Source organism: Ruegeria sp. SAZD011 (assembly GCF_059612545.1).
Genome location: NZ_JBXWQU010000021.1, coordinates 19,368 through 44,313 on the forward strand (window position 1 = coordinate 19,368; position 24,946 = coordinate 44,313).

At 66.4% G+C, this 24,946-nt stretch carries 17 protein-coding genes; 8 read left to right on the forward strand and 9 right to left on the reverse strand.

Going from position 1 to position 24,946, the window contains the following annotated elements; all coding sequences use genetic code 11:
• Positions 1 to 36 precede the first annotated feature (36 nt).
• From dnaA to mutM, 4 genes are all read right to left on the reverse strand, one after another.
• Positions 37 to 1,425, reverse strand: a complete 1,389-nt coding sequence (gene dnaA, locus AC2FLM_RS07420) for a chromosomal replication initiator protein DnaA (RefSeq protein WP_234220709.1) — start codon at positions 1,423 to 1,425, stop codon at positions 37 to 39.
• A gap of 548 nt (positions 1,426 to 1,973) precedes the next feature.
• Complete coding sequence (rpsT, locus tag AC2FLM_RS07425) at positions 1,974 to 2,237, reverse strand: 30S ribosomal protein S20 (protein WP_011045919.1); 264 nt, start codon at positions 2,235 to 2,237, stop codon at positions 1,974 to 1,976.
• Positions 2,238 to 2,456: 219 nt separating this feature from the next.
• Positions 2,457 to 3,233 (reverse strand): acryloyl-CoA hydratase, encoded by a 777-nt coding sequence (gene acuK / locus AC2FLM_RS07430; RefSeq protein ID WP_234140375.1) that lies wholly within the window; start codon positions 3,231 to 3,233, stop codon positions 2,457 to 2,459.
• 66 nt (positions 3,234 to 3,299) lie between these two features.
• Positions 3,300 to 4,151 carry a bifunctional DNA-formamidopyrimidine glycosylase/DNA-(apurinic or apyrimidinic site) lyase gene (mutM, locus tag AC2FLM_RS07435; protein WP_234140373.1) on the reverse strand — a complete coding sequence of 284 codons (852 nt, stop codon included), beginning with the start codon at positions 4,149 to 4,151 and terminating at the stop codon, positions 3,300 to 3,302.
• Positions 4,152 to 4,236: 85 nt separating this feature from the next.
• Between mutM and ubiE the strand changes: the two genes are divergently transcribed.
• From ubiE to AC2FLM_RS07450, 3 genes are read left to right on the forward strand one after another with little or no spacing between them, the layout of a single operon-like run.
• Entirely contained in the window at positions 4,237 to 4,989 is a 753-nt protein-coding gene (gene ubiE / locus AC2FLM_RS07440) for a bifunctional demethylmenaquinone methyltransferase/2-methoxy-6-polyprenyl-1,4-benzoquinol methylase UbiE (protein ID WP_496856924.1), read from the forward strand.
• Positions 4,990 to 4,992: 3 nt separating this feature from the next.
• Positions 4,993 to 6,522 carry a 2-polyprenylphenol 6-hydroxylase gene (gene ubiB, locus AC2FLM_RS07445; RefSeq protein WP_496856926.1) on the forward strand — a complete coding sequence of 510 codons (1,530 nt, stop codon included), beginning with the start codon at positions 4,993 to 4,995 and terminating at the stop codon, positions 6,520 to 6,522.
• Between the two features lie 38 nt (positions 6,523 to 6,560).
• On the forward strand, positions 6,561 to 7,547 hold the full coding sequence (locus AC2FLM_RS07450; protein ID WP_496856928.1) for a 4Fe-4S dicluster domain-containing protein: 987 nt from the start codon (positions 6,561 to 6,563) through the stop codon (positions 7,545 to 7,547).
• A gap of 68 nt (positions 7,548 to 7,615) precedes the next feature.
• Here AC2FLM_RS07450 and AC2FLM_RS07455 read toward each other — a convergent pair whose 3' ends face one another.
• The gene (locus tag AC2FLM_RS07455; RefSeq protein WP_496856929.1) at positions 7,616 to 8,791 is read right to left on the reverse strand and encodes an acetyl-CoA C-acyltransferase family protein; all 1,176 of its coding nucleotides are present in this window, start codon (positions 8,789 to 8,791) and stop codon (positions 7,616 to 7,618) included.
• Between the two features lie 122 nt (positions 8,792 to 8,913).
• Between AC2FLM_RS07455 and AC2FLM_RS07460 the strand changes: the two genes are divergently transcribed.
• Positions 8,914 to 9,483, forward strand: coding sequence for a helix-turn-helix domain-containing protein (locus AC2FLM_RS07460; protein ID WP_496856931.1), 570 nt, complete (start codon positions 8,914 to 8,916; stop codon positions 9,481 to 9,483).
• A gap of 18 nt (positions 9,484 to 9,501) precedes the next feature.
• Here the strand turns inward: AC2FLM_RS07460 and AC2FLM_RS07465 are convergent, their stop codons facing one another.
• Positions 9,502 to 10,083: a DUF1285 domain-containing protein gene (locus tag AC2FLM_RS07465; protein ID WP_496856933.1), complete on the reverse strand. Its 582-nt coding sequence runs from the start codon at positions 10,081 to 10,083 to the stop codon at positions 9,502 to 9,504.
• 65 nt (positions 10,084 to 10,148) lie between these two features.
• On the opposite strand from AC2FLM_RS07465, the gene AC2FLM_RS07470 reads away from it, so the two are divergent.
• Genes AC2FLM_RS07470 through AC2FLM_RS07485 form a run of 4 tightly spaced genes read left to right on the forward strand, consistent with a single transcriptional unit; the run spans position 10,149 to position 16,829 of the window.
• Positions 10,149 to 11,156: an AAA family ATPase gene (locus AC2FLM_RS07470; protein WP_234220717.1), complete on the forward strand. Its 1,008-nt coding sequence runs from the start codon at positions 10,149 to 10,151 to the stop codon at positions 11,154 to 11,156.
• Entirely contained in the window at positions 11,153 to 12,028 is an 876-nt protein-coding gene (locus AC2FLM_RS07475) for a DUF58 domain-containing protein (protein ID WP_234220718.1), read from the forward strand. Before AC2FLM_RS07470 ends, AC2FLM_RS07475 begins: the two co-directional genes overlap by 4 nt.
• On the forward strand, positions 12,025 to 14,787 hold the full coding sequence (locus tag AC2FLM_RS07480; RefSeq protein ID WP_496856935.1) for a DUF4159 domain-containing protein: 2,763 nt from the start codon (positions 12,025 to 12,027) through the stop codon (positions 14,785 to 14,787). Before AC2FLM_RS07475 ends, AC2FLM_RS07480 begins: the two co-directional genes overlap by 4 nt.
• Positions 14,784 to 16,829 (forward strand): hypothetical protein, encoded by a 2,046-nt coding sequence (locus tag AC2FLM_RS07485; protein ID WP_496856937.1) that lies wholly within the window; start codon positions 14,784 to 14,786, stop codon positions 16,827 to 16,829. The genes AC2FLM_RS07480 and AC2FLM_RS07485 overlap by 4 nt, the downstream gene beginning before the upstream one ends.
• Before the next feature lie 6 nt (positions 16,830 to 16,835).
• Here AC2FLM_RS07485 and pbpC read toward each other — a convergent pair whose 3' ends face one another.
• From pbpC to AC2FLM_RS07500, 3 genes are read right to left on the reverse strand one after another with little or no spacing between them, the layout of a single operon-like run.
• On the reverse strand, positions 16,836 to 18,875 hold the full coding sequence (pbpC, locus tag AC2FLM_RS07490; RefSeq protein WP_496856939.1) for a penicillin-binding protein 1C: 2,040 nt from the start codon (positions 18,873 to 18,875) through the stop codon (positions 16,836 to 16,838).
• Positions 18,865 to 19,431 carry a putative glycolipid-binding domain-containing protein gene (locus AC2FLM_RS07495; RefSeq protein WP_496856941.1) on the reverse strand — a complete coding sequence of 189 codons (567 nt, stop codon included), beginning with the start codon at positions 19,429 to 19,431 and terminating at the stop codon, positions 18,865 to 18,867. The genes pbpC and AC2FLM_RS07495 overlap by 11 nt, the downstream gene beginning before the upstream one ends.
• Entirely contained in the window at positions 19,428 to 24,854 is a 5,427-nt protein-coding gene (locus AC2FLM_RS07500) for an alpha-2-macroglobulin family protein (protein ID WP_496856942.1), read from the reverse strand. The genes AC2FLM_RS07495 and AC2FLM_RS07500 overlap by 4 nt, the downstream gene beginning before the upstream one ends.
• Positions 24,855 to 24,946 lie beyond the last annotated feature (92 nt).

A 24,946-nucleotide genomic window follows, 5' to 3' on the forward strand; every position in this document is an offset into this window, starting at 1 on the left:
AAGTGCGGGATGGCCTTGCGGCCACCCCGCCTGGCCTCACGCCTCTAGCGCGCGGCGCAGCATCTCGACGTCTTCGGCAATCTGGCCGTCGGTCAACTTCAACTCTTCGATCCGCTTAACACCGTGCATTACCGTCGTGTGGTCACGCCCGCCAAAGCGGCGCCCGATCTCGGGCAGTGACCGGCTGGTCAGCTGCTTGCACAGATACATCGCCACCTGACGCGGCCGCGCGTAAGAGCGCAGACGTTTCGGGCCGATGATATCGCTCAGGCGGATGTTGTAGTAATCCGAAACTTTGCGCTGGATCTCCTCGACCGTGATCTTGCGCTCAGAGGCGCGCAGGACATCGGCCAGGCAATCCTGGGTCAGTTCCATGTCGATCTCGCGTCCGACCAGCGAGGCAAAGGCAAAGAGACGGGTCAGCGCCCCTTCGAGGACCCGCACATTGGTCGAGATCCGATGCGCCAGAAACTCCAGCACCCCATCCGCGATGACCAGATCGGGATAGGTGCTGCGATACATCTGCACCTTGGTTTGCAGAATGCCCAGGCGCAGCTCGTAGTCGGTGGGATGCAGATCCACCACCAGGCCGCATTGCAGGCGCGATTTCACGCGATCCTCGAGATCCTTGATCTCGCCCGGCGCGCGGTCTGCCGAGATGATGATCTGCTTGTTCTGGTCCACCAGCGCATTGAACGTGTGAAAGAACTCTTCCTGAGTGCTGTCCTTGCCGGCAATGAACTGCACATCATCCACCATTAGAACATCGACCGAGCGGAACAGATGCTTGAAATCCATCATCCGGCGCTCGCGCAGCGCCTGTACGAACCGGTACATGAACTGTTCCGCCGACAGATAGAGCACATTCAGTTCGGGTCGCTTCACCTTCAGCTCCCAAGCGATGGCATGCATCAGGTGGGTCTTACCCAGACCGACCCCGCCATAGAGGACCAGCGGATTGAAGGTGACCGGGCCTCCTTCGGACACCCGACGCGCGGCGGCATGGGCCAATTCGTTCGGCTTGCCGACCACAAAGCTGTCAAAGGTGAACCGCGGGTCCAATGGCGCGGCCTGCAACCCGTCCAACGCGTCAGAGGTCTCGGAAACACGCTGGGTCGGAGCCTCGGGCGCAGCCGCTGGCACTGAGGCGGGCCGCGCCGTGCGGGCTGGTCGCATCGGCGAGTTTGCAGCAACACGAAAAGCCAGTCTCTGAACCGCCTCTCCGGCGTTGTTCAGTTCGTACAGAATCAGATCCGAGAAGTTCTGGCTGACATAGTTCCCCATGAAGTTGGTCGGAACCGTAAAGACCGCGACCCCATTCTCAAGCGCCTGAAACTCAAGCGGCTCGATCCAGGTCGTGAAATTGTTCTGCCCCACCGTCTTGAGCAATTTCTGACATAGCAGTCCCCATTTTTCTTGTGTCATCCAGCGCCTCACGCGTCCCGTTATCTGGCCGATTCCGGCCTTATTACCCATCAGTTTCGGCCAGTGGCCCGCCACGGTTCACTCAAAGCGCGCATAACAGCCCCTGCCACCCAAATCGGGCGCAAGCTGTCAAACAAGCATAGGGTTACGCATCGGCAACAGGTCATGACTGCCCCGAAAGGGCGCAGATCAAAACCTGTTACAAATACATAACACACTCAAATAGACAGGGTGGAAGCCCGAGCAGCTCGGTCCCCACAGAGATCGAAAGCGATGACAATCGTACGCTTTCGCCTTCCTTTCACGTGACCCGATGCCCGTCGGACCGTCGTGAAGGACGCCTGTCCCCCCAAGCGAGTGAATCGCTGGAACAGTGGTAGCAAGTCGGTCTGCGGAGCGGCAACGAAACTATGATGTTGACTCGGGATTCACCTGCAAAGAATCTCTCGCAGTTGCGGCACCGGGACCTCGCTGCAACAGGCACGAAAAAAGGCGCTGCAGATGCAACGCCTTTTTCCAAAACCCCTTTCGGGGATTCGGGATCAGCCTCAGCCCAGCGCTTTGACGCGCGAGGACAGGCGGGACATTTTGCGGGATGCGGTGTTCTTGTGGAACACACCCTTGCTGACGCCGCGCATCAGTTCGGGCTGGGCCGCGCGCAGAGCGGCGGTTGCCGCATCCTTGTCACCCGAGGCGATGGCCTCTTCGACCTTGCGCAGGAAGGTACGGATGCGCGAACGGCGGGCTTTGTTGATGGCGAAGCGCTTTTCGTTCTGACGGGCGCGCTTTGCTGCCTGGGGCGAATTTGCCATGTTTTCTGACCTTTACTCGGGTTCGGTTCTGTTCATGTCACGCAATGACGCCCCTCTCCCGGATCAGTCTCACCGGTGTGATTCTAGCCAGAGCGGGCCCCACGCGCATGTATGACGGCGGCATGTAACGAAAAGGGCGGCAAAAGCCAAGCCCCCATCCGCCAAAACGTCAACAGGCGGGACCGCGCCCGCCTGTTGCACTGATTCCTTGACGCAACGTCACTTGTCGCGAAACTGTGCCGCCCGTTTTTCCAGGAACGCGGCCATGCCCTCTTTCTGGTCCTCGGTGGCGAACATCGAATGGAACACGCGGCGCTCGAACAGCAGCCCCTCGCTCAGCGTGGTCTCATAAGAGCGGTTGACCGCTTCCTTGACCGCAAAGGCGCTAATCATCGACTTCTCGGCAATCTTCTGGGCCGCGCTCAGCGCCTCTTCGACCAGCTTCTTGGCAGGCACCACGCGACTGACCAGCCCGGCGCGTTCGGCCTCTTCGGCATCCATGAAGCGCCCGGTCAGATTCAGGTCCATCGACTTGGACTTGCCCACCAGCCGGGTCAGGCGCTGGGTGCCGCCAATACCGGCGATCACGCCCAGATTGATCTCGGGCTGGCCGAACTTGGCGGTGTCCGCCGCGATGATGAAATCGCACAGCATCGCCAACTCGCAGCCACCGCCCAGCGCGTAACCCGCCACTGCCGCGATGATCGGCTTGCGGATGGCGCTGACGCGGTCATTGGCGGCCGCGAACAGGTTCTCGCTATACACCTCGACATAGGTCTTCTCAGACATCTCGCGGATATCGGCCCCGGCGGCAAACGCCTTGTCGCTGCCGGTGATCACGATGCAACGCACCTTGTCATTGCCATCGGCCTCTTCCAGCGCGGTGCAAAGCTCGCCCAACAACTGTGTGTTGAGCGCGTTCAGCGCATCGGGACGGTTCAGCCTGATCAGGGCTACGTGGTCTTCAACTTCGACGATGATCGTCTCAAAGGCCATGGGGCTTTCGCTCTCGGTTGTTCCGTTTCGAAACGATTCCTTATCATGGGCGAGAGATGGTTCAAGTTATCTTTGGCATTGCGCGCAGTAGAAGGATGAGCGACCCGACTGGGTGATTCTCTGCACCGTGCCGCCGCAACCCGGACGGCGACAGGGTTCCCCCTCGCGCCCGTAGACGTCGAAACTGTGCTGAAAATATCCAAGCTCGCCATCGGCTTGCCGAAAATCCTTCAGCGAGGATCCACCCGCTTCGATCGCCTCGGTCAGCACCTGACGGATGATTGGCACCAGCGCGGCCACCCGGACGGCAGCGATCTGTCCCGCCTTGCGACGCGGCGACACCCCAGCGCGGAACAGCGCCTCGCAGACATAGATATTTCCCAGCCCCGCGACGATTCCCTGATCCAGCAGGGCGGATTTGGCTGGGGTGTTCTTGCCCTTGAACGCGGCGATCAGGTGGTTTTCGTGGAAATCGTTGCCCAGTGGCTCAGGTCCCAGCACCATCAACAGCTTGTGATCTTCGGCGGTCGCGGTCGGCATCAGGTCCATCGCGCCGAACCGGCGCGGGTCGTTGAAGGTGATGCGGGCGCCGTTGTCCATGTGAAACACCACATGGTCATGTTTCTGCGCCGCAGGGTGGGTGTGCACGAACTGCCCCAGCGGATCGCCCGACACGGTCATCCGCCCCGACATGCCCAGATGGATCAACAGCGTCTCGCCCCCCGACAGATCGGCCAGGATGTATTTCGACCGCCGCCGCAAGCGCTCCACCCGCTGACCGGTCAGCCGCTCGGCCATCCGCGCAGGAAAGGGCCAGCGCAGGTCGGGCCGGTTGACCTCGGCCCGCGCGATCACCGCCCCCTCCATCGCGGGGGCCAATCCGCGCCGCACGGTCTCGACCTCGGGCAATTCAGGCATTAGACGCTCCTCATCCAAAGGGCCGCATTGTGCCCCGGTCTCAGCACCCTATAACAGGGGCGAAATGCGAGGAACGGCAAGACCCATGTCCGACAGATCCGACAAGACCACCCATTTCGGCTTTGAAACCGTGCCCGAGCATGAAAAGGCGGGACGGGTACAGGGCGTGTTCGGCTCGGTCGCCTCGAAATACGATGTCATGAACGATGTGATGTCGATGGGCATTCACCGGGTCTGGAAAGACGCGATGATGGACTGGCTGGCGCCGCGACCGGGCCAGCGGCTTTTGGATGTGGCGGGGGGGACCGGCGATATCTCGTTCCGGTTCCTGAAACGCGCGGGCCATGGCCATGCGACCGTTCTGGACCTGACCGAGCCGATGCTGGTCGAGGGCCGCAAACGGGCCGAGGCCGACCGCATGGCCGACAGTCTCGACTGGGTGGTGGGCGACGCCATGGCGTTGCCGTTCGAGGATAACACGTTCGACGTCTACACAATCTCTTTCGGCATCCGGAACGTGACCCGCCCGCAAGAGGCGCTGAACGAGGCCTACCGCGTGCTGCGCCCCGGTGGCCGCCTGATGGTGCTGGAGTTCAGCCAGTTGCCCAATGACGGGCTGCAAAAGCTCTATGATCTTTACAGTTTCAACGTGATCCCGCGCATGGGTCAGCTGATCGCCAATGACCGTGACAGCTATCAGTATCTGGTGGAATCGATCCGCAACTTCCCCGATCAGGAAACGTTCCTGGGCATGGTCCAGGCGGCGGGCTTCGGCAATGCCAAGTACCGCAACCTGAGCATGGGCATCGCCGCGCTGCATTCCGGCTGGAAGATCTGATCCATGCGCGGCCCCCATAACATCATCCGCCTGATCCGCACGGGCGCCACGCTGGAGCGCAACGGCGCCATGGGCGCGGTGCTGGATGCGTTCGACGCGCCGCGTCCGCTCCGCATTCTGGCCCGCGCTCTTGGCAAGCCGTTCCAATGGCTGGGCTTCAAGGGTGACCCCAGCTTGCCGCCGGCCACCCGCGCACTGATGGCGATGGGACCGGCCTATATCAAGTTCGGTCAGGTGCTTTCGACCCGGCCCGACGTGGTGGGTCAGGATCTGGCCGATCAGCTGCGCGTGTTGCAGGACCAGCTGCCACCCTTTCCCCGCGCCACCGCCATGCGCGAGGTGGAGCGGGAGCTGGGCCGCCCTCTCCCCGAGATGTTCAGCGAGTTCAGCGAGCCGATTGCGGCAGCGTCCATCGCCCAGGTGCACCGGGCGCGTCTGGCCGACAGCGGCGAGGATGTGGCGGTCAAGGTGCTGCGCCCCGGCATCGAGCGCGCCTTTCGCAAGGATGTGGACGCGTTCTATTTCGCCGCCCGCATCGTCGATCTGTTTGCCCCCGGCGCCCGCCGCCTGCGCCCGATGGAAGTGATCGAGCATTTCGATGGCGTGGTGCGTGGAGAGCTGGATTTGCGGCTGGAAAGTGCGGCCGCCTCGGAATTCGCCGACAACACCAAGGGGGATGCCGGGTTCCGCCTGCCGCCGGTGCGCTGGTCGCTCTCGGCGCGACGGGTGATGACGCTGGGCTGGGCCGATGGCGTGCCGTTGGGCGACAATGCCGCGCTGGACGCCGCCGGACACAACCGGCGCGATCTGGGTGAGCGGGTGCTGCGCCTGTTCCTGCTGCACGCGCTGCGCGATGGCTATTTCCATGCCGACATGCATCAGGGCAACCTGAAGGTCGCCGCCGATGGCGATATCATCGCTTATGACTTCGGCATCATGGGTCATATCGACGAATATACCCGCCGGGTCTATGCCGAGATCCTGTTCGGCTTCATCCGCCGCGATTACAAACGCGTGGCCGAGGTGCATTTCGAGGCCGGTTACGTGCCCGCCACCCAGGATGTCGACGAGTTTGCCCGCGCCTTGCGCGCGGTGGGCGAACCGATCTTTGGCATGGATGCGACCCATATCTCGATGGGTCGGCTGCTGAGCTACCTCTTCGAGGTCACCGAACGCTTCGGCATGGAAACCCGGACCGAGCTGATCCTGCTGCAACGCACCATGGTCGTGGTCGAGGGCGTGGCCCGTTCGCTCGACCCTCATATCAACATCTGGGAGGTCGCCCGCCCGGTGGTCGAGGATTACATCAAGCAATCCATCGGACCGCGCGCGGTGCTGGCCGATCTGGGCAAGACCGCGCTGGTGGTGGCCCGCTTCGGCCCGCGCCTGCCCGATCTGGTCGAACGGGCGCTGGTGGCGCAGTCGCAGCCGGGTCTGGACGAGAAACCGGGTCGCAGCACGGCGTTCTGGCCTGCCTTGGGTGGCGCGCTGATCGGTGGCGGCGTGGTGCTGCTGGCGAGCCTGCTCATGTGAGCGAGTGACAGGCGACGCCATCGTGCTAGGCTGCGCCCATGGCTCGCACCAATCCACATCGCCCCTTTGTGCCTGATCCCGAACAGGCAGCCCTTGCGCCCGGGATCAGCGGCAATGACATCAACGGGCTGGGCGAAGCAACGTTTCGCCGCCCGCGCATGGTCTATTGGGCACCCGACCCGGACGACATCCCGCATGGGCCGCTGCAACACTATTTCTACCGGCAATCGGCAAAAGAGCCTGACTTTGCCACCAGACGCGCCGCGCGACAGGCGGTGCTGGACGCCCCCCTGCCACCACTGGCCGACACCACAGTCATTCGCGCGCCCGCGGACTGGACTGCCGCGCTCGCACAATTCGTGGACAGCGGCGCCTGTGACCTGACCGGCGTCGCCGAGATGAACCCCGACTGGGTCTTCGAAGGCCACGAAATAACGCAATCCCGCGTCATCATGATCGGCGTGGCCCATGATTACGACGCCATCGCCACCGCGCCCAAGCCAAGCGCCGGGCTTGAGGTGATGACGCAATATACTCGCGCCGCACAGGCCGCCAAAACCATCGCCGGATGGCTTCGCCTGCAAGGCTGGCAGGCCGAGCCGCTGACCGGCCCGATGACCGGCGCGCTGGCGATGATCCCGCCCGCGCTGGCCTGTGGCTTTGGCGAGTTGGGCAAGCACGGGTCCATCATCAACCCCGATCTCGGCGCCTCGTTCCGCCTGTCGGCGGTGCTGACCGACGCGCCTTTTGCTCCAACGCCGGCGCAGGATCACGGTATCGACGGATTTTGCCAGAACTGCCGCATCTGTCAGGACGCCTGCCCGCCCGAGGCGCTGCTCGCAGAGAAACAAACCGTGCGCGGCGCGCGCAAGTGGTATGTCGATTTCGACAAATGCCTGCCCTTCTTCAACCAGACCCACGGCTGCGCCATCTGTATCGCCGAATGCCCCTGGTCGCGTCCGGGCATCGGCCCGAACCTGGCCGCGAAGCTGGCCCGGAAACGAGAAAGGGACGCGACCGGCTGATCGCGCCCCTGCTTCATTTCGCCCGAAATACTCCGGGGGTCTGGGGGCAGCGCCCCCAGCCTCTCCGCTCAGAGCCGCTCGATGGCGATGGCGATGCCCTGACCGCCGCCGATGCACATGGTGATCAGACCCTTGGACCCGCCGGTGCGCTCCAGTTCATAGAGCGTTTTCAGCGTGATGATCGCACCGGTCGCGCCGACCGGGTGACCCAGCGCAATCGCGCCACCATTGGGGTTCACCTTGGCCGCATCCAGACCCAGTTCCTTGTTCACCGCCAGTGCCTGGGCGGCAAAGGCCTCGTTCGATTCGATCACGTCGAAATCACCGATGCTCAGGCCGGTGCGGGCCAGCAGGTTCTGCACCGCCGGAACCGGGCCGATGCCCATCACCTCGGGGCGGACACCGGCATGGGCATAGCCCAGAATGCGGGCCTTGGGCTTCAGCCCGGCCTTTTCCGCCGCATCCGCCGTGGCCAGCACCATCGCCGCCGCACCGTCGTTGATGCCGCTTGCGTTGCCCGCCGTCACCCGGCCATCCTTCTTGAACACCGGTTTCAGCCCGGCCAGCACCTCGACCGAGGTCGCCTTGGGGTGCTCGTCCACCTTGAAATCGACCATGTCGCGCTTGACCTTGACCTGCACGGGCGTGATCTGACCGTCGAAATGGCCCGCCGCGATGGCTGCGGCCGCGCGCTCCTGCGAGGTCATCGCGAACTGGTCCATGTCCTCGCGGCTGATCTGGTGTTCATCGGCGACATTCTCAGCGGTCACACCCATATGCCCGGTACCAAACGGGCAGTTCAGCGCACCCAGCATCATGTCGAGCGATTTGACGTCGCCCATCTTGGCGCCCCAGCGGGCCTGGGTCATGATGAACGGGCTGCGCGACATGCTTTCGGCACCACCGGCCACGGCAAACTCCGCATCCCCCAGCATCAGCGACTGCACCGCCGAAACGATGGCCTGCGCACCGGACCCGCACAGGCGGTTGACGTTCATCGCGGGCGTGCCGTTCGGGATACCCGCCTGCATCGCGGCAACCCGGCTCAGATACATGTCGCGGGGTTCGGTATTGATCACATGGCCGAACACCACATGGCCGATCTGGGCGCCTTCGACGCCCGAACGTTCCAGCGCCGCCTCGGTCACGACGGTGGCCAGGTCGATGGGCGCTGTCGAGGCTAGCGCCCCGCCAAAAGTGCCGATGGCAGTACGGGCACCGTCCAGAATCACGATATCGGTCATGTTATCCTCCTCAGGGTTTCGCCCATTATGCACCCGCAGCATGGTTTGTCGCCTGAGACGTGCCGTCACGCCCACCCTGCCGGGAATTGACAAAATAGAGCGCGCGGCGCAGAGATTCCGTCATGACGGAAAACCCCGACGATATCCTGAACCGCCTGCCCGCCCGCCTGAAAGAGGCGCGTCGCGCCCAAGGTCTCTCGCTCGAGGCGGTGGCCAATCTCAGCGGCGTCTCGCGCTCCATGGTCAGCCAGATCGAACGGGGTGAAAGCAGCCCGACCATCGCCACGCTGTGGAACCTGACGCGCGCGCTTCAGGTCGATTTCGCGGGCCTGCTCGAGGCCGCCGAAGCCGCCGACCGCATTGACACCCTGCGCGCCTCCGAGGCGCCCAGCATCGACAATATGGGCCAGGGCTGCCGCATCCGCATCCTGTCCCCGCCCGAAGATGCCGGCGGGCACGAGGTCTATGACATCAGCTTCAAACCGGGCGGCGCGCTGAACAGCCAGCCCCATGCGCGCGGCACCCGCGAACAGCTGACCGTGCTCGATGGCGCAGTGCGTGTAACCTCGGGCGCCGCGATACAGGATCTGGGCCCGGGCGATACCGCGCGCTATGCCGCTGACATTCCACACAAGATCAGCGCCACCGGCGACGGACCGGCGCGGGTGTTCCTGATCGTCAAGACCGCCTGAGCGCCGCGCAGGCGCGGGTCAGCCGCGCTCCAGCTCCTCGACCGTCATCAGGGGAAAGAAGCTGCCCGAGGACCACAGGCCGAACCAGCCATCCTCGACCGCGCCCAGATCCATCAGCCGATAGAAACTCTTGCGGTCGATCAGCGCCTCAAGCCCCGCGCGGATATGAACATATGGCGCGGGTTCCCCGGTCGCGGGGTCCTGCGCCATGCGGATCGGGTTGTCCGCCCCCGCCACCGCGCTGTCGCCCACATGGGTGGTAAAGGTCAGCACCTGATCGCACCCCTGCCCAGCCGCCTCGACATCCACCGCAACAAAAGGCGCGTCATCGACGCGAATCCCGACCTTTTCGACCGGGGTGACCAGATAGTACCGGTCCTCTTCACGCTTCAGAATCGACGAGAACAGCCGCACCATCGCGGGCCGGTTGATCGGCGTGCCCTGATAGAACCACGTCCCGTCCCGCGCGATACGCATGTCGATATCGCCGTTGAACGGTGGGTTCCACAGATGCACCGGGGCCGGCCCCTTGGATTTGATCGCCCGGGCCGAGGCAAGAAGGCCGTCCGCCGAAGGTTTCACAGGCTTTTGTCCGCTCATTGTTTTTGCCATTTGCTGTCAGCGCGATACACTCATACCCATATAGTTGCCGCGGAGGGAAAACCATGTCCGAACCTGCCGACCTGCTCGGGGAAATCGACGCGCTTGGCATCAAGCTGCAAGAAGCGCGGGCCTCGATCACCCGCCGCTTCATCGGCCAGGAGCGGGTGGTGGACCTGACCCTGACCGCGCTCTTGTGCGGTGGACATGCTCTGCTGATCGGCCTGCCGGGGCTTGGCAAGACGCGACTGGTCGAGACGTTGTCGACCGTCATGGGCCTGCATGGCAACCGCATCCAGTTCACGCCCGACCTGATGCCCGCCGATATTCTTGGCTCCGAGGTGCTGGACACCGCCGAGGACGGCAGCCGCCGGTTCCGCTTCATTCCCGGTCCGATCTTCTGCCAGCTTCTGATGGCGGACGAGATCAACCGCGCCAGCCCCCGCACCCAGTCGGCGCTGTTGCAGGCGATGCAGGAAAAAACGGTCACCGTGGCGGGCGAGAACCGGCCGCTGGGCACGCCGTTTCACGTGCTGGCGACCCAGAACCCGATCGAGCAGGAAGGCACCTATCCCCTGCCCGAGGCGCAGCTGGACCGGTTCCTGGTACAGATCGACGTCGATTATCCCGACCGCGCGACCGAGCGCGAAATTCTGCTCGCCACCACCGGCACCGAAGAGGCCGAGGCCCATCAGGTGATGACCCAGGCCGATCTGCTGGCCGCGCAGGTGCTGCTGCGGCGGATGCCGGTGGGCGAGTCGGTGGTCGAGATGATCCTCGACCTTGTGCGCGCCTTCCGTCCGGACGAACCGGGGGTCAGCGACCGGGTGCGCGACACCGTGGCCTGGGGTCCCGGCCCGCGCGCGGCGCAGGCGCTGATGCTGACGGTGCGGGCGCGGGCGCTGCTTCAGGGCCGGCTGGCGCCCAGCCCCGAGGATGTTCTGGACATGGCCCGCCCGGTGCTGAGCCACCGGATGGCGTTGAACTTTGCCGCCCGGGCGCGGGGCGACACCCTGGCCGACCTGATCGACGAGACAGCAACCAGCCTGACCCGGGCCGAGGCCGCCGCGTGAGCGTCGCCCCCGCCCTCAGGCATCGTGCCGAAACCGCCGCCGCCCCGCTGCCGCCTTTGCTGGCGCGGGCCGAGCATCTGGCGGGCACCGTGCTGCTGGGCGATCACGGGCGCCGCCGCGCCGGGCTGGGCGATGATTTCTGGCAATATCGCCCGGCCCAGCCGGGCGACAGCCGCCGCATGATCGACCATCGCCGCTCGGCCCGTGGCGACCAGCAATATGTGCGCGAGCGCGAATGGCAGATCGCGCAGTCGGTGATGCTGTGGGTCGATCAGGGCGCCTCGATGCGTTTCAGTTCGGACAAGCGGACCGAGACAAAGGCCGACCGCGCCCGGCTGCTGGCGCTGGCGGTGGCGATCCTGCTGGTGCGAGGCGGCGAGCGCGTCGGCCTGACCGGCACCACCCTGCCGCCCCGCCGCGGCAATGCCCAGGTGCACCGGCTGGCCGAAGCCTGGTCGCGCGATGCCGAGGCCGACTATGCTCCGCCCGAACACCGGGCCATGATCCCGCATGCCCGGGCGCTGTTCGTTTCCGATTTCCTCGGCGACCTCAAGGAGGTCGAGCTGGCGCTGTCCAAGGCCGCCGATCGTGGCGTGCGCGGGGTGTTGATGCAGGTGCTCGACCCCGCCGAGGAAAGCTTTCCCTATCGCGGGCGTACCCTGTTCGAAAGCGTGGGCGGTACGCTCAGACATGAAACACTCAAGGCCGGAGAGCTGCGCGAGCGCTACCTGATCCGGCTGGCCGAACGTCGCGACGCGTTGATGGTGCTGACCCGGGCGACCGGCTGGCAACTGGGCCTTCACCATACTGGCGACAGCGCGCAATCGGCGCTGTTGTGGCTGTGGCGCGCCCTGGACGGGAGAGTGCGATGACGGTTCTGGGCGGCATCGGATTTACCGCGCCCTGGCTGCTGCTGGCGCTGGTGGCATTGCCGATCCTTTGGCTGATCCTGCGCGCGGTACCGCCAGCACCGATCCGCCGGCTGTTCCCGGCAGTCAGCCTGCTCCTGGGCTTGCGTGACGACGAAAGCGTGTCGGACAGAACGCCCTGGTGGCTGCTCTTGCTGCGGGTTCTGGCGGTGGCGGCGGTGATACTGGGTCTGGCCGGACCGGTACTCAATCCCCGGCAACAGGCCGACGGAGACCAGCCTCTGCTGGTGGTGATGGATGGCAGCTGGGCCGGGGCGGCGCGCTGGACGCAACAGATCGACCTGCTCGAAGCACGGCTGACCGAGGCAGGTCGGGCCAACCGTCCGGTTGCTGTACTGCGGCTGGGTGCGCCCGAGGATCTGGTGTTTCAATCCGCCGCCGCCTGGCGCAGTCGGCTGCCGGGTCTTTCGCCGATGCCCTGGCAACCGGGTCAGGCCGAACTGGCCGCCGCCGCGCAGGCAGTCGGCGCGCAGGCGGGCGGGTTCGATACACTCTGGCTCGGCGACGGGCTGGATTACGCGGGTCGGACCGAGTTGCTCGAAACGCTCAGCGCGCGCGGCGCGGTGACCGTATATCAGTCGCCGAACCCGGTGCTGGGGCTGCGCCCGGCTACATTCGCCGATGGCGCCGTTCAATTGACGCTGCTGCGTGCCGAGCCGGGACCCGAGCGTATTCAGGCGGTACTGGCGCTGGGTCCTGATCCCGCCGGAACGGTCCGAGTGCTGAACCGCAGCGAGGCGCGCTTTGCCGCAGGTGAAACCGAGGCCCAATTGGCGCTTTCCCTGCCCTCGGAACTGCGGGCCCGCGTCACACGGTTCGAGCTTGAGGGCCAACGCGCGGCCGGGGCGGTGGCCTTGACCGATGACAGCCTGGCCCGGCACGAGGTCGCGCTATTTGCCGGACGGCAGGATCGCGAGGGGCTGGAACTGCTGTCCCCGCTGCACTACCTGACCCAGGTGCTGGTGCCCAATTCCGATTTCATCGACGGCGCCCTGTTGGATGTGCTGCCCGCCAATCCCGATATCGTGGTACTGGCAGATGTGGTGACACTGGCCACACTGGAACGGAACGCGCTGACCGAATGGGTTGAACAGGGCGGCATCTTGGTCCGCTTTGCCGGGCCGCGCATGGCGGCCAGCGATATCGGCCGCGACGAGATCGACCCGCTGCTGCCGGTCCGCCTGCGCAGCGGCGGCCGTACTGTCGGCGGCGCGATGAGCTGGGGCGAGGCCAAGACGCTGGCTCCGTTTGCCGATACTTCGCCTTTCTACGGGCTGACGATCCCTGACGACGTCACCGTTTCGACCCAGGTCATGGCGCAGCCCGATCCCGATCTGGCCGACCGGGTGATCGCCGCGCTCAGCGATGGCACGCCGCTGGTCACCCGCAAGGCGCTGGGGCTGGGGCAGGTGGTGCTGTTTCATGTCACCGCGGACGCGGAATGGTCGAGCCTGCCGCTATCAGGCCTTTATGTCGAGATGCTGGACCGGCTCGCCGTTTCCTCGGCCGCCAAAAGCGCCGATGCCATCAACCTCGAAGGTACGGTCTGGAGCCCGTTGCGGGTGATGGATGGCTTTGGGCAATTGGACGATGCCGGCAACCTGCCCGGTGTAGACGGCACCGCGCTGGCCAGCGCCGCGATCGGGCCAGAGCTGCGCCCCGGCGTCTATGCAAACGAGAGCCGGCGGCTGGCGCGCAACGTATTGGGCGCCGATAGCCTGCTGACCCCGGCGCAATGGCCCGCATCGATACCGGTGCTGGGGCTGAGCATCGCGGCAGAGCAACCGCTGGGTGGTTGGCTGTTGTCGCTTGCGCTGGTTCTGCTGGCGTTGGATGTGGGGGCCTCCTTGGCCCTGTCGGGCCGGCTCGGCCCGCTTGGCCGCGCCGCAGCACTGCTGGCCTTGCTGCTGCATGCGCCCGGGACCGAGGCGCAACAGGCCGAGGCCGACCGCTTCGCCCGCGACGCCACCCGCGAGATGGTGCTGGCCCATGTGCTGACCGGCAATCGCGCGGTGGACGATCTGGCACTGGCCGGGCTGCGCGGCCTTTCGGACACGTTGTTCTTTCGTACTTCGGTCGAACCCGCAGCCCCGTTCAGCGTCGACCTCGAACGGGACGAGCTGGCCTTTTTCCCGCTGCTCTATTGGCCCGTCACCCCCGATCAGCCGCAGCCGTCGGATGCGGCCTATGCGCGGCTCAACACCTATCTGCGGCTGGGCGGCATGATCCTGTTCGACACCCGAGATGCCGATATCGCGCGGTTCGGCGCTGGCAGTCCGAACGGGCAAAAGCTGCAACAGCTGGCCGCGCCTCTGGACATTCCGCCGCTGGAACCGGTGCCGGGGGATCATGTGCTGACCCGCGCATTCTACCTGCTCCAGGATTTTCCGGGCCGCCACGCCAGCACCGATATCTGGGTCGAGGCCGCTCCGCCCGATGCCGAACAGATCGAGGGAATGCCCTTTCGCAACCTCAATGATGGGGTCACCCCGGTGGTGATCGGCGGCAACGATTGGGCTGCCGCCTGGGCGGTCGATGACAATGGCCGCTCAATGCTGCCGGTGGGGCGCGGCTACGGGGGCGAGCGGCAGCGCGAGCTTGCCTATCGCTTTGGCGTCAATCTGATCATGCATGTGCTGACCGGCAATTACAAATCCGATCAGGTCCATGTGCCTGCGCTGCTGGACAGGTTGGGCCAATGACCGGGAACCTCTTGCTTGATCCTCTTGTTCCGCTGCCGCTGCTGATCGCGCTGGCCGTCCTGTCGCTGGCCGGGATCGCACTGGCACTGTGGCGCGGCCTGTCGGGCTGGGCCCTGCGCGGGCTGGCGGCGCTGGTGCTGCTGGCTGCGCTCGCCGGTCCGGTCTGGCAGGTCGAGGACCGAGCACCCCTTTCCGATATCGTGCTGATGATCGAGGATCAGAGCGCCAGTCAGGGCCTGTCCGACCGACCGGGCCAGACCACACGCGCCACCGACCAGCTGGCCGCCAGCATCGAGAGCCGTCCCAATACCGAGCTGCGGCGCATCATCGTCGGCGATGGCGAGGGCGATACCGGCACCCAGCTGATGGCGGCCCTGACCGAGGCGTTGAACGAAGAGCCGCGCGCCCGGATCGCCGGTATCCTCGCCCTGTCGGATGGGCAGGTACACGATCTGGATCGCGCCCCCGCCCTTCCGGCGCCGATGCATCTGCTGCTTTCGGGCCGGTCCGATGACTGGGACCGCCGCCTGATCGTGCACAACGCCCCCGCCTTTGCCATCATCGGCGAGCCGGTGACCCTGAGCCTCAGGATCGAGGATGCCGGTGCGGTTCCCGCCGGTCAGGGCGCGGTTGCAGAGCTTGAGATCTCGGTCGATGGCGGCCCGCCCGAGCGGCTGACGCTGCCGGTGGGACAGGACCTTGAGCTGCCGGTGACCCTTCCCCATGGTGGGCGCAACGTGGTGCAGTTCTCGGTCCCCGTGGCCGAGGGCGAGCTGACCGACCGCAACAACACCGCGCTGATCCAGATGAACGGCGTGCGTGACCGTCTGCGCGTGCTGCTGGTATCGGGCCAGCCGCATCCGGGCGGGCGAACATGGCGCAACCTGCTCAAATCGGACAGCTCGGTCGATCTGGTGCATTTCACCATCCTGCGCCCGCCCGAGAAACAGGACGGCGTGCCGGTGGACGAGTTGAGCCTGATCGCCTTTCCCACCCGCGAGCTGTTCCTGGAAAAGATCGACGATTTCGACCTGATCATCTTTGACCGCTACAAGCGGCGCGGCATCCTGCCGGCGATCTATCTGGACAATGTCGCCAATTACGTGAACCGGGGCGGCGCGGTGCTGGTGGCGGCGGGGCCGGATTTTGCCACCGCCGACAGCATCTATCGCACCCCCTTGTCACCGGTCCTGCCCGCCCATCCGACCGCCCGTGTGATCGAAGAGGCCTATCGCGCGCAGGTTACCGAAGAGGGCGCCCGCCATCCGGTCACCGCCGAGCTGGGCAGTGCCGACGAATGGGGCCGCTGGCTGCGCCAGATCGAGGTCACGCAGGATTCGGGCCACGTGCTGATGAGCGGGGTCGAGGGACGGCCCCTGCTGCTGCTCGACCGGGTCGGCGAGGGGCGGGTGGCGCTGCTGGCCAGCGATCACGCCTGGCTCTGGGGGCGGGGATACGAGGGTGGTGGCCCGCAGCTGGAACTGCTGCGCCGTCTTGCCCATTGGATGATGAAGGAACCCGAACTGGAGGAAGACGCGCTCTGGGCCGAGGCACAGGGCCAGACCATGCGGATCATCCGGCGGACGCTGGAAACCGAGGTCGACTCGGTCACGATCACCCGTCCCGATGGCGGTGAGGATGTGCTGCCGATGGAGGAGGTGTCTCCGGGCCGGTTCGAGGCCCTGTATCAGGGGCCCGAGATCGGCCTTTACCGGCTGCGCGAAGGCGATCAGATCGCGGTCATCGGCCTTGGGCCCGCCGCCCCGCGCGAGTTCGAGGCGACCATCGCCACCGCCGCCCTGATGGAGCCGCTGATCACCCCGCTCAAGAGCGGTGTCTTTCGCCTGGAGGACGGCTTGCCCACCATCCGCAACGTCCGCGAAGGGCGGCCCGCCGCCGGGCGCGGCTGGCTGGGCCTGACCCCGCGTGGCGCCTATGAAACCCGCGACGTGCGGCAGACGCCGCTGGCCCCGGCCTGGCTGGTGCTGCTGCTGGCCTCGGGCTTTGTCATTGCCGGCTGGCTGCGCGAAGGGCGTCGCTAGCGCCCCTCAATCCAGCCGCAGCTCTGCCCGGCTGGCCCGGCCCCGCGCATCCAGCAAGATCAGTGTTGCAAACCCCTTGCCGGGCGAGGGAACATCGAATTCGCGGGCAAAGATGCCTGTGGCCAGCGGCAACCCGTTGGCCAACAGGGTAAAGGGCGCCTGACCGCCCCGCAGCTTGACCGTGACCGGCCCGCCGTCGATGGCCAGCACCGCGCCATCGGGCGGAAACAGCAGTTCGGGCGCATCGGGCTCGATCTCGAACACCGCACCCCTCGGGCGATGGCGTTGCAGTGGCAGCGGCAATTCTGCCGTGGGCAGGATCAGCGTGTCGGGCGGCGGCGGAGGCAACGGGTCAAAGGCGGGTTTCAGCCGCCCGAACGCCTCGAACAGGACCGGTGCGGCCAGATCGCCGCCAAAGGCGCCCGGCACCGGGGTGCCGTCGGCCCGGCCCATCCAGACCCCGATCACATGGGCGCCGTCGAACCCCACCGCCCAGGCATCGCGATGCCCATAAGAAGTGCCGGTCTTATAGGCCAGCGCACCACGCCGCGCCCCGGGCGGTGGTGCCAGACCCGCAAGGATATCGCTCACCTGCCATGCGGCAGCAGGGGAAAACAGCCGCCCCGCCGGTTGACGTGCCTCGCCCAGAGCATGGCGCAGCAGCGGCCCCTGCCCGCCCTGCGCCAGACCGGCATAAAGCTGCACCAGATCCTGCAGCGTCAGACCAACCCCGCCCAGTGCAATCGCCAGCCCCGGCGTGCCGCCGGGCAGGCGCGGCGTGGCCCCGCCCCGCCGCAGCGCCGCCATCAGCCGCACCGGGCCCAGATCGTCGGTCAGCCGCACCACGGGGATGTTCAGCGACAGCTGCAACGCCTCACGCACCCGCAACTCTCCGCGGAATTCGCCGTCGAAATTGCGCGGCGCATAGCGGCCGAACATCACCGGACTGTCCTGGATCAGGGTTTCAGGATGGGCCAGCCCCAGATCGAAGGCCAGCCCATAGACAAAGGGTTTCAGGGTCGATCCGGGCGAGCGCAATGCCCGGGTCATGTCGACAAAACCCTGCCGCTCGGCGCTGTAACCCGCCGAGCCGACCGAGGCGAGGATCTCTCCGCTGCGGTGATCGGCCACCATCAGCGCCGCAGACAAACGCCCTCCGGCCTCCAGCGCGGCCTTGGCCAGCAGGTTTTCCAGGCGCGATTGCAGGCCCACCTCCAGCGTGACGTCGTGGCGCTGCGCCGTTGGGTCGACCGCGCGCAGGCGGTCGGCCAGATGCGGCGCCAACAGCGGGAAGGGGCGCTGTGCCTGTGGAACCGCTTCGCCCACCGCCGCCTGTGCCGCATCCACGCTCAACACACCCTGCGCCTGCATGCGGTGCAACACCCGGTCGCGTGCGGCCCGCGCTGCGCGCGGATGGCGGTCGGGGCGGCGTGCCTCGGGCGCTTGTGGCAGCGCCACCAGCAGCGCCGATTGCGCCGGGGTCAGGCGATGCGGTTCCTTGCCAAACCACGCCAGCGCAGCGGCGCGAACACCTTCGAGATTGCCGCCATAAGGCGCATGCGTCAGGTAGAGCGCCAGGATCTGCTGTTTGTCCAGCCGCCGTTCCAGCGCCAGCGCCACGCGTATCTGTCGCATCTTGCCCGCCCAGCGCCCGGTAGGGCCATCTTCGATCAGCCGCGCCACCTGCATCGTCAATGTCGACCCGCCCGAGACGGGGCGGCGATACCTCAGCGCCTGTCCAGCGGCGCGCAACATCGCGAGCGGATCGACCCCGGCATGATCGGCAAAGCGCTTGTCCTCATAGCGGATCAGCATGCGAGTAAAGTCCGAGTCCACCACCCCCGGCGCCAGCCGCCAGATACCATCCCCCACCTGATAGGCCCGCAACAGGGCGCCGTTGCGGTCGCGTATCTCGATCCCCGTTTCGACCAGAACCGGCGGCAGTTGGGTGGCGTCGATCCAGCGATCCGCCCCATCACGCAGCGCCGCGCCCCCCCACAGGATCAGCGCCAGCACCGCCAGCCAGCGCGCAGGCCTAGGCATCATCGACCCAGCCCTGCCAGAGCCCGGGATATTGCGTGGCGAACCCACTGCAATGCAGATCGAGATCCGCTGCAAACCCGGCGGAGGCATAATGCACCCGACCATCCGGCAACCGGGTATAGATCTGGTCCAGCCGCGCCACACAATCCAGGTCGGGCATCAGCCAGGCGGCGGCAACGCGCAATTCATCCCCCGCAAAGACCCCCAGCCGCCGTATCGGCATCAGGTTGGTCGCCGGGGTAAAGCAGAGGTCGAGATCGGTGCAATCCTCGGTTCCCGGTTGCAGCACATCGTCCATCCGCCAGCCCAGCGGCGTTGCCTCGATCCGAATCGACAGGGGGCGACCACCGCGCTCTCCGGCGACATCCGCCGACAGGCTGCGCCAGTCGGGTGCGCAGCGGATGTCATAGCTGAGCGTGGTGTCGCAATCCCCGTCGCGCCAATGGGCGTGGCCGACCATGATCCAGCCCTGCGCCACCCGCGACAGGGTGCAGCGGTCAGAGCCCTCGCCATCCAGCCGCCGCCAATGGGCGGTGGCCACCGCCTCGCGCCCGCTCATTGCCCGACACGGATGCGGCCCGTGTCGGTGCGGGCACGATAGCGGGGGCGGTACATGTCCTCGACCGAGGCCGCCGGGTGGTGGAACGCGCCCGGGCTCACCGCGCGGGTGACATAGGCCAGCGTGACGGGCCGGGTGCCGGTCAGATCGATGGCCGCGAGGAAGCGGTCGCTGCGGAACTCGGTATGGCTGGCCTCGTCCAGCGACAGCCAGTCCAGCGCCCGCACATCGCCCGAACGCAACAGCGAGGGGTTGTCGATCTCGAACCCCGCGGGCAGCGGATCGTTCACCATCAGCCGCCCGCCCGAGGCCTCGAACGGGGTCACGGTCAGCACCGTCACGAACCGCTCGCCAATGGCGAAAGCGTCGCGCTGGATGGGCGCCCCGTCCATCGTGTAGCGGGCGCGAGTGATGGTGTAGCCGGTACCACCGGCGGGCGGCGGAACCTCGGGTACACCCAGCATGGTCAGGGTGATATCGGTGGCGCCACCATCGACAGCGGTGATGTTGAGCACCTCGTCGCTGGTCCCTGCAAGCACCTGCACTAAGGGCCCATCCACCACCGCGCCATTCACCCGCAGGCCCGATTGCTCAGGCTGTTTCACCAAGGCCTGCGCCGCAAGCAGGCTCCAGGCCGCTTCCTGGGTCGACATCTCACCCGCAGGCTGGCTGATGCGGCTGATCAGGGAATCCCGGTCGATCACCGCACTGCCCGCCTCGGCGGCCAGCGTCAACAGGCCCGCCGCATCGCGCAGGCTGGTGCCGTAATCGGCCCGCCAGACGGGTGCCTCAGGCCGCTGCCCCGCGACCATGCGCGCAGCGCGGGCAAACATCGCGTCGGCCCGCGTCTGGTCGCCATACATGGCCAGCGCCGACCCCAGCTGCGCCGCGCCCAGCGGCGTGGTAAAGGCATCCGCCTTGACGTCGGCGTAATAGCGCAGATCGCCCATCGCTGCCGCGCCCTCGCGTGCCAGCACCATCAGGGCATAGGCGATATCCTCGCCCCCTTCGTCGAAATCGGGAGCATAGTTCAACCGGTTGCGCAGGTTGTCCATCGCCATGGCAAAGGCGCGGTCCGGCACTGAATAGCCCTCGGCCCGCGCCCGGCTCAGAAAGTCCGAAGCATAGGCGTCGAGCCAGAAGTCGCCGCTCTCGGCACGCCACAGGCCAAAGGCGCCATTGGCGCTTTGTCGGGTCAGGATGCGCCGGATCGCGGCGTCAATCCGCTCGGCCACCTGCGGTCCGGTGCCCAGCCCCGCCGCCTGCGCCACAGCACCAAGGTAAAGCAGCGGCATCGCCTGCGAGGTCACCTGTTCCGTGCAGCCATAAGGGTAGCGGTCGAGCATCCCTAAAAGGCCCGGCGCATCGAAACGCGCCAGCGGACCGGCGGAGAGGATGGCGCGCGCCGATCCGGGCCTGAGCCCGGTGAAGACATCACGCGAGAACAGGAAACTGTCACCCGCCCCAAGTGCAAAGCGCCGGGTCTGGGCCACCACCGGGTCATTGGCACGCACAGGCAGTCGCAACACCTGGCGCAGCTCTTGCCCGCCCGGCGTCTCCAGTTCGACCGTCAACACCGGATCGCCCAGCGCGGTGGCGGTGACCGGCACCTCGAACACGGCCTTGCCACCCTCGGTCAGGGTGAACCGGTCGGGCGCGGCGCCCAGTTGCAGGCCCGGCGCGCTGGCCAGCTTCAACGTCATTTCGCCCGGCGGGCCATCGGCATGCACCACCTCCAGCCGCACCCGGCTGCTGTCGCCGGGGGCAAGGAAGCGCGGCACCGTCGCCGTCACCACCACCGGGTCGCGCACGATCATGTCCCGCTCGGCCTGTCCCACTGCGCGGTCGGACCAGGCCACCGCCATCAGCCGCACAGTGCCGTTGAAGGCGGGCAAGGGCACATCGACCGAAGCAGCGCCATCGGCATCCACCTGCACCGGGCCACTGAACACCGCCATCAGGTCCTGGGTCGGCGGCGGCGATTGCATCCGCAGGCCACTATCTGCATCCCCGCCAGAGCGGACGGTGCCCATGGCGCCGTTCATGCCGTCGATCAGCCGGCCATAGACATCGCGCATCTCGACCCCTAGCCGCCGCTGGCCGAAATAGTGGCCCTGAGGATCGGGACTTTGGAATCCGGTGAGGTTCAGAATGCCCAGATCGACCGCCGCCAGCGTCAACCAGACCTCGTCACCCGCCTGCGCGCCCGCAACGGTCAGACGCACGGGTTGGGTGGCGCGCGGTTTGGCCACCTCGGGTGCGTCGATTGCAACCGTCAGTGCCTTGCCCACCGGTTCGACCGTCGCATGGGCCAGACCCAGCGCGCGGGCCGGGTTCTGCCCGGCGGCGACGTCCATCGGCCGGATCACCGTGGCAGTGACATAGGCGCCGGTACCCCAGTCCTCGGTCACGGTCAGCGGGATCACGCTTTCGCCTGCCGCCACCTCGACCGCCTGCCGCGCGATCACCCGGTCCGACAGCACCGTGATCAGCGCGGTACCCGCCATGCGCGGCACGATCCGCAGCCGCGCAGTGTCGCCCGGACGATAGCTGTCCTTGTCCAGCGAAAGCTCCAGCCGGTCTGGCGTCGCCGCCGCATCGGCGGCCTGATACCAGCCGGCATAGAAATCTGCAGACGCGGCGACATAGGCGCCATCCAGCCGCTCGACCAGCAATTCGTATTCACCCCATTCCACAGGCTGCGACAGGGACAGCGGATCGCTGCCCAGATCGGCCTCGCCTGTGGCGATGCGGGTGCGGCGGGTCACCGGCTCCCAGTTCCAGTTGCCGTATAGCTGGTACCACTGATACCGCGTCTCGACCCGGTTCAGCGTCCATTTCACCCGCATCGGCTGCGGCGTCAGGTCCGGGGTCAGGCCGATCACCTGGAACCCGGCCTCGGTACCCTCGCTCACCACATCCTCGAACAGCGGCTTGATGCCGATGACCGGGGTGGCCGGCGAGACCGGCACCGAGATCCGGCGTTCGACCGGTCGGGCGGCACCATCGGCCAGCCGCGCCGTCACCACCGCCTCAAGCGGTTTACCCTCGGCGTCGATCTGCGGGATCTCGACCGCCAGTCGGGCCTGCCCCGCCGCATCGGTGCGGGCATCGCCGAAATGGCTGGTGCGGGTCTGAAGCCCGGCGTCATGGCGGCCAAACCGGTATCCGGGCCAGCCCGCGATCTGGTCGGCGGCGCGCAGTTGCACCTGCCCCTCGATGCTCAGATCGGCGCCCGGCGCCCCGAACAGGTAACGCGCCTCGATGCTCAGCGGCGGGCTGTCGCCGGGCAGGATCGGCGCATCGGGCAGCGCCAGGTCAAAATCGATCCGCTCAGGCAGGAAATCCTCGACCAGCAGCGTCTGGCTGGCCAGCGCGGGTCCATCGGGATCGGTCTTGATCTCCAACCGCCAGGTGCCGCGCGGGGCGCTGGCACCGGTGGCCAGTGCAAAGACATGGCCCCCCTCCACACCGCCATCCGAGACCTTGCGCCCATATTCCACCCCGTCGGGCCGGGTGAGAATCGCGGTGAGCGGCAGACCGTCGATGGCGCGCGCAGTACCATCGCGGCTGAGTACTGTGGCATGTATGGTCTCGCCCGCGCGATAGGCGCCCCGGTCGGTGGTCAGGAACACATCGACGGGGCCAGCGGGCTTGCGCCCTTCGACGCCCCGGTCGGACAGGTCAAAGGCCGGGTCGATCAGCGACAGAAAGCCCAGATCGGTATCCCCCGCCGCTGCCAGGATCAACGCGGGTGCCGCCGCGCCCGTGCCGCGCGTCAGCCCCGGTTCGAACCGCGCCAGCCCCTGCGCGTCGGTCTGGATCCGGCCCAGCACCGCATTGGCACGCGAGATCAGCGTCAAGTCGACCCCAGCGCGCGGCGCCGCGTCGGAAAGACCGCGCACCGTCACATGCAAACCGTCATTGCCCGAGATCGAGGACAGGCCCAGATCGGACAGCACGAACCATTGGGTCGCTCCGGGGTTGTCATAGGGGTCTGCACCTGGCACCCGCGCCGTCAGCGTATAGATGCCGGCAGGCTGGCCCGAGATCGCCTCGGCCAATGGTAGGCGGGTGGTCATGTCGCGGTTGAGTGTGCTGGCCACTTGGGCACTGCCGGTCCAGACCTGTTGCGCGATATCCGCGGCGAAATACTCGTCCTCCCAATAGGACAGCGGGCGGGCGAAATACCCCTCCTGCACTGCGCGCAACAGGTTGCGGTCGCTGACCCGCCGCAACACCAGGTCAAGCGTGGTGGCGTTCACCGTCTCGACCGGTATCGCCGCATCCGCCGATTTCGGCAGCACATAGGACCGGCCCGGAAAGCGGACCGCCGGGCTGCGGTCGCGCACGTAATGGGTCAGCGTCACGTCCTTCCACAGCGCCTCACCTGAACCGGCGGGCAATCCCTCGCGCAGGGTGATGCGATAACGTTTGCCATGTTCGACACCGTCAAGGCACAGCTGGTTGCCATCGGCCTGTACCACCAGATCCCCTTCGGGCGAGTGCACGAAAGGCTCGTAATCGACCCCGCTGCGCGCCAGCGGGTCCGAGAACTGGGCGCAGATGCGCGGCTGGGCGCTGTCACTTTCAACCGTGGTCTCGACCACGCGGAACCCGTATTTGCCAATCGCCGTATCCAGAGCCGCCAGCACGTCCTCGCGTGGTTGGATGGTGCTGGCCAACCGCAGCACCGGCACCATGTCGCGGCCGCGTTCGTCCCGTTCCAGCGCCTGTGCCAGCAGGAACAACGCCGAAACCTCGGCCCCCGGACCATCGGCCCGCAAATAGGCATTGAGCGCGGCAGAGGTGGCGCGGCGCGCATGGTCGCGTTTCACGCTGCTGTCATCGCTGCGCACGCTCAGCAACAGGCGGGCATATTCCGCCCACAGATCGGCACGATCCGACAGCGACACCGCCAGCCCGGCCCAACCAGCGGCCTGTGCCCCCGCACCCGCATTGCGCATCGCGGCGATGACCTGGTCCAGTTCCATCCCGCCGGCGGCATGGCGCAGCCCAAGATCACGCGCCTGCGCGACAGCACGGGTCAGGTCGCGGTCCGGCAGAAAGGCCAGTCGCGCCGCCTGTTGCCGCGCCCGGTCACGCATCACCGCCGGACTGGGCAGTTTCACCGCCGAAAGCGCCCCCTGATACGGCGTCTGTTCGCTGACACCTCTTTTGGGGAAACAGGCGTTCGAACGCGCGTTGAAGGTGAAGGCGTTGCAGGCATTGTTTGCCGAACAGGCCCGGATGCAGGATTGCAGATCGGTGTCGAACAGGGCGTCCAGATCCTCGCCATAGAAATCCATGTCACGGGTGGCGAGATAACGAAACCCGGGCGCGGCCTCTTGCGCCGAGGCACCGGTCAGCCCGAAAAAAGCCAATTGAAGAGAAAGAACTGCAAGAAATCCAAAACGCCGCATGCCGACCTCCTGTTTGGGTCAAGGGTCGCATGGGCGCCTGACCCATTGCAAGGATTCAGGTTTGACGGGCTTAAGCTCTTTTTCACCGATCT

What these genes read in the sequence shown, in the direction of transcription:
- AC2FLM_RS07500 (WP_496856942.1), bottom strand. Translation starts at nt 24,854, where the DNA reads ATGCGGCGTTTTGGATTTCTTGCAGTTCTTTCTCTTCAATTGGCTTTT.
- acuK (WP_234140375.1), bottom strand. Translation starts at nt 3,233, where the DNA reads ATGGCCTTTGAGACGATCATCGTCGAAGTTGAAGACCACGTAGCCCTG.
- AC2FLM_RS07480 (WP_496856935.1), top strand. Translation starts at nt 12,025, where the DNA reads ATGACGGTTCTGGGCGGCATCGGATTTACCGCGCCCTGGCTGCTGCTG.
- mutM (WP_234140373.1), bottom strand. Translation starts at nt 4,151, where the DNA reads ATGCCTGAATTGCCCGAGGTCGAGACCGTGCGGCGCGGATTGGCCCCC.
- AC2FLM_RS07455 (WP_496856929.1), bottom strand. Translation starts at nt 8,791, where the DNA reads ATGACCGATATCGTGATTCTGGACGGTGCCCGTACTGCCATCGGCACT.
- pbpC (WP_496856939.1), bottom strand. Translation starts at nt 18,875, where the DNA reads ATGATGCCTAGGCCTGCGCGCTGGCTGGCGGTGCTGGCGCTGATCCTG.
- ubiB (WP_496856926.1), top strand. Translation starts at nt 4,993, where the DNA reads ATGCGCGGCCCCCATAACATCATCCGCCTGATCCGCACGGGCGCCACG.
- AC2FLM_RS07495 (WP_496856941.1), bottom strand. Translation starts at nt 19,431, where the DNA reads ATGAGCGGGCGCGAGGCGGTGGCCACCGCCCATTGGCGGCGGCTGGAT.
- AC2FLM_RS07470 (WP_234220717.1), top strand. Translation starts at nt 10,149, where the DNA reads ATGTCCGAACCTGCCGACCTGCTCGGGGAAATCGACGCGCTTGGCATC.
- dnaA (WP_234220709.1), bottom strand. Translation starts at nt 1,425, where the DNA reads ATGACACAAGAAAAATGGGGACTGCTATGTCAGAAATTGCTCAAGACG.
- AC2FLM_RS07465 (WP_496856933.1), bottom strand. Translation starts at nt 10,083, where the DNA reads ATGAGCGGACAAAAGCCTGTGAAACCTTCGGCGGACGGCCTTCTTGCC.
- ubiE (WP_496856924.1), top strand. Translation starts at nt 4,237, where the DNA reads ATGTCCGACAGATCCGACAAGACCACCCATTTCGGCTTTGAAACCGTG.
- AC2FLM_RS07460 (WP_496856931.1), top strand. Translation starts at nt 8,914, where the DNA reads ATGACGGAAAACCCCGACGATATCCTGAACCGCCTGCCCGCCCGCCTG.
- AC2FLM_RS07485 (WP_496856937.1), top strand. Translation starts at nt 14,784, where the DNA reads ATGACCGGGAACCTCTTGCTTGATCCTCTTGTTCCGCTGCCGCTGCTG.
- rpsT (WP_011045919.1), bottom strand. Translation starts at nt 2,237, where the DNA reads ATGGCAAATTCGCCCCAGGCAGCAAAGCGCGCCCGTCAGAACGAAAAG.
- AC2FLM_RS07450 (WP_496856928.1), top strand. Translation starts at nt 6,561, where the DNA reads ATGGCTCGCACCAATCCACATCGCCCCTTTGTGCCTGATCCCGAACAG.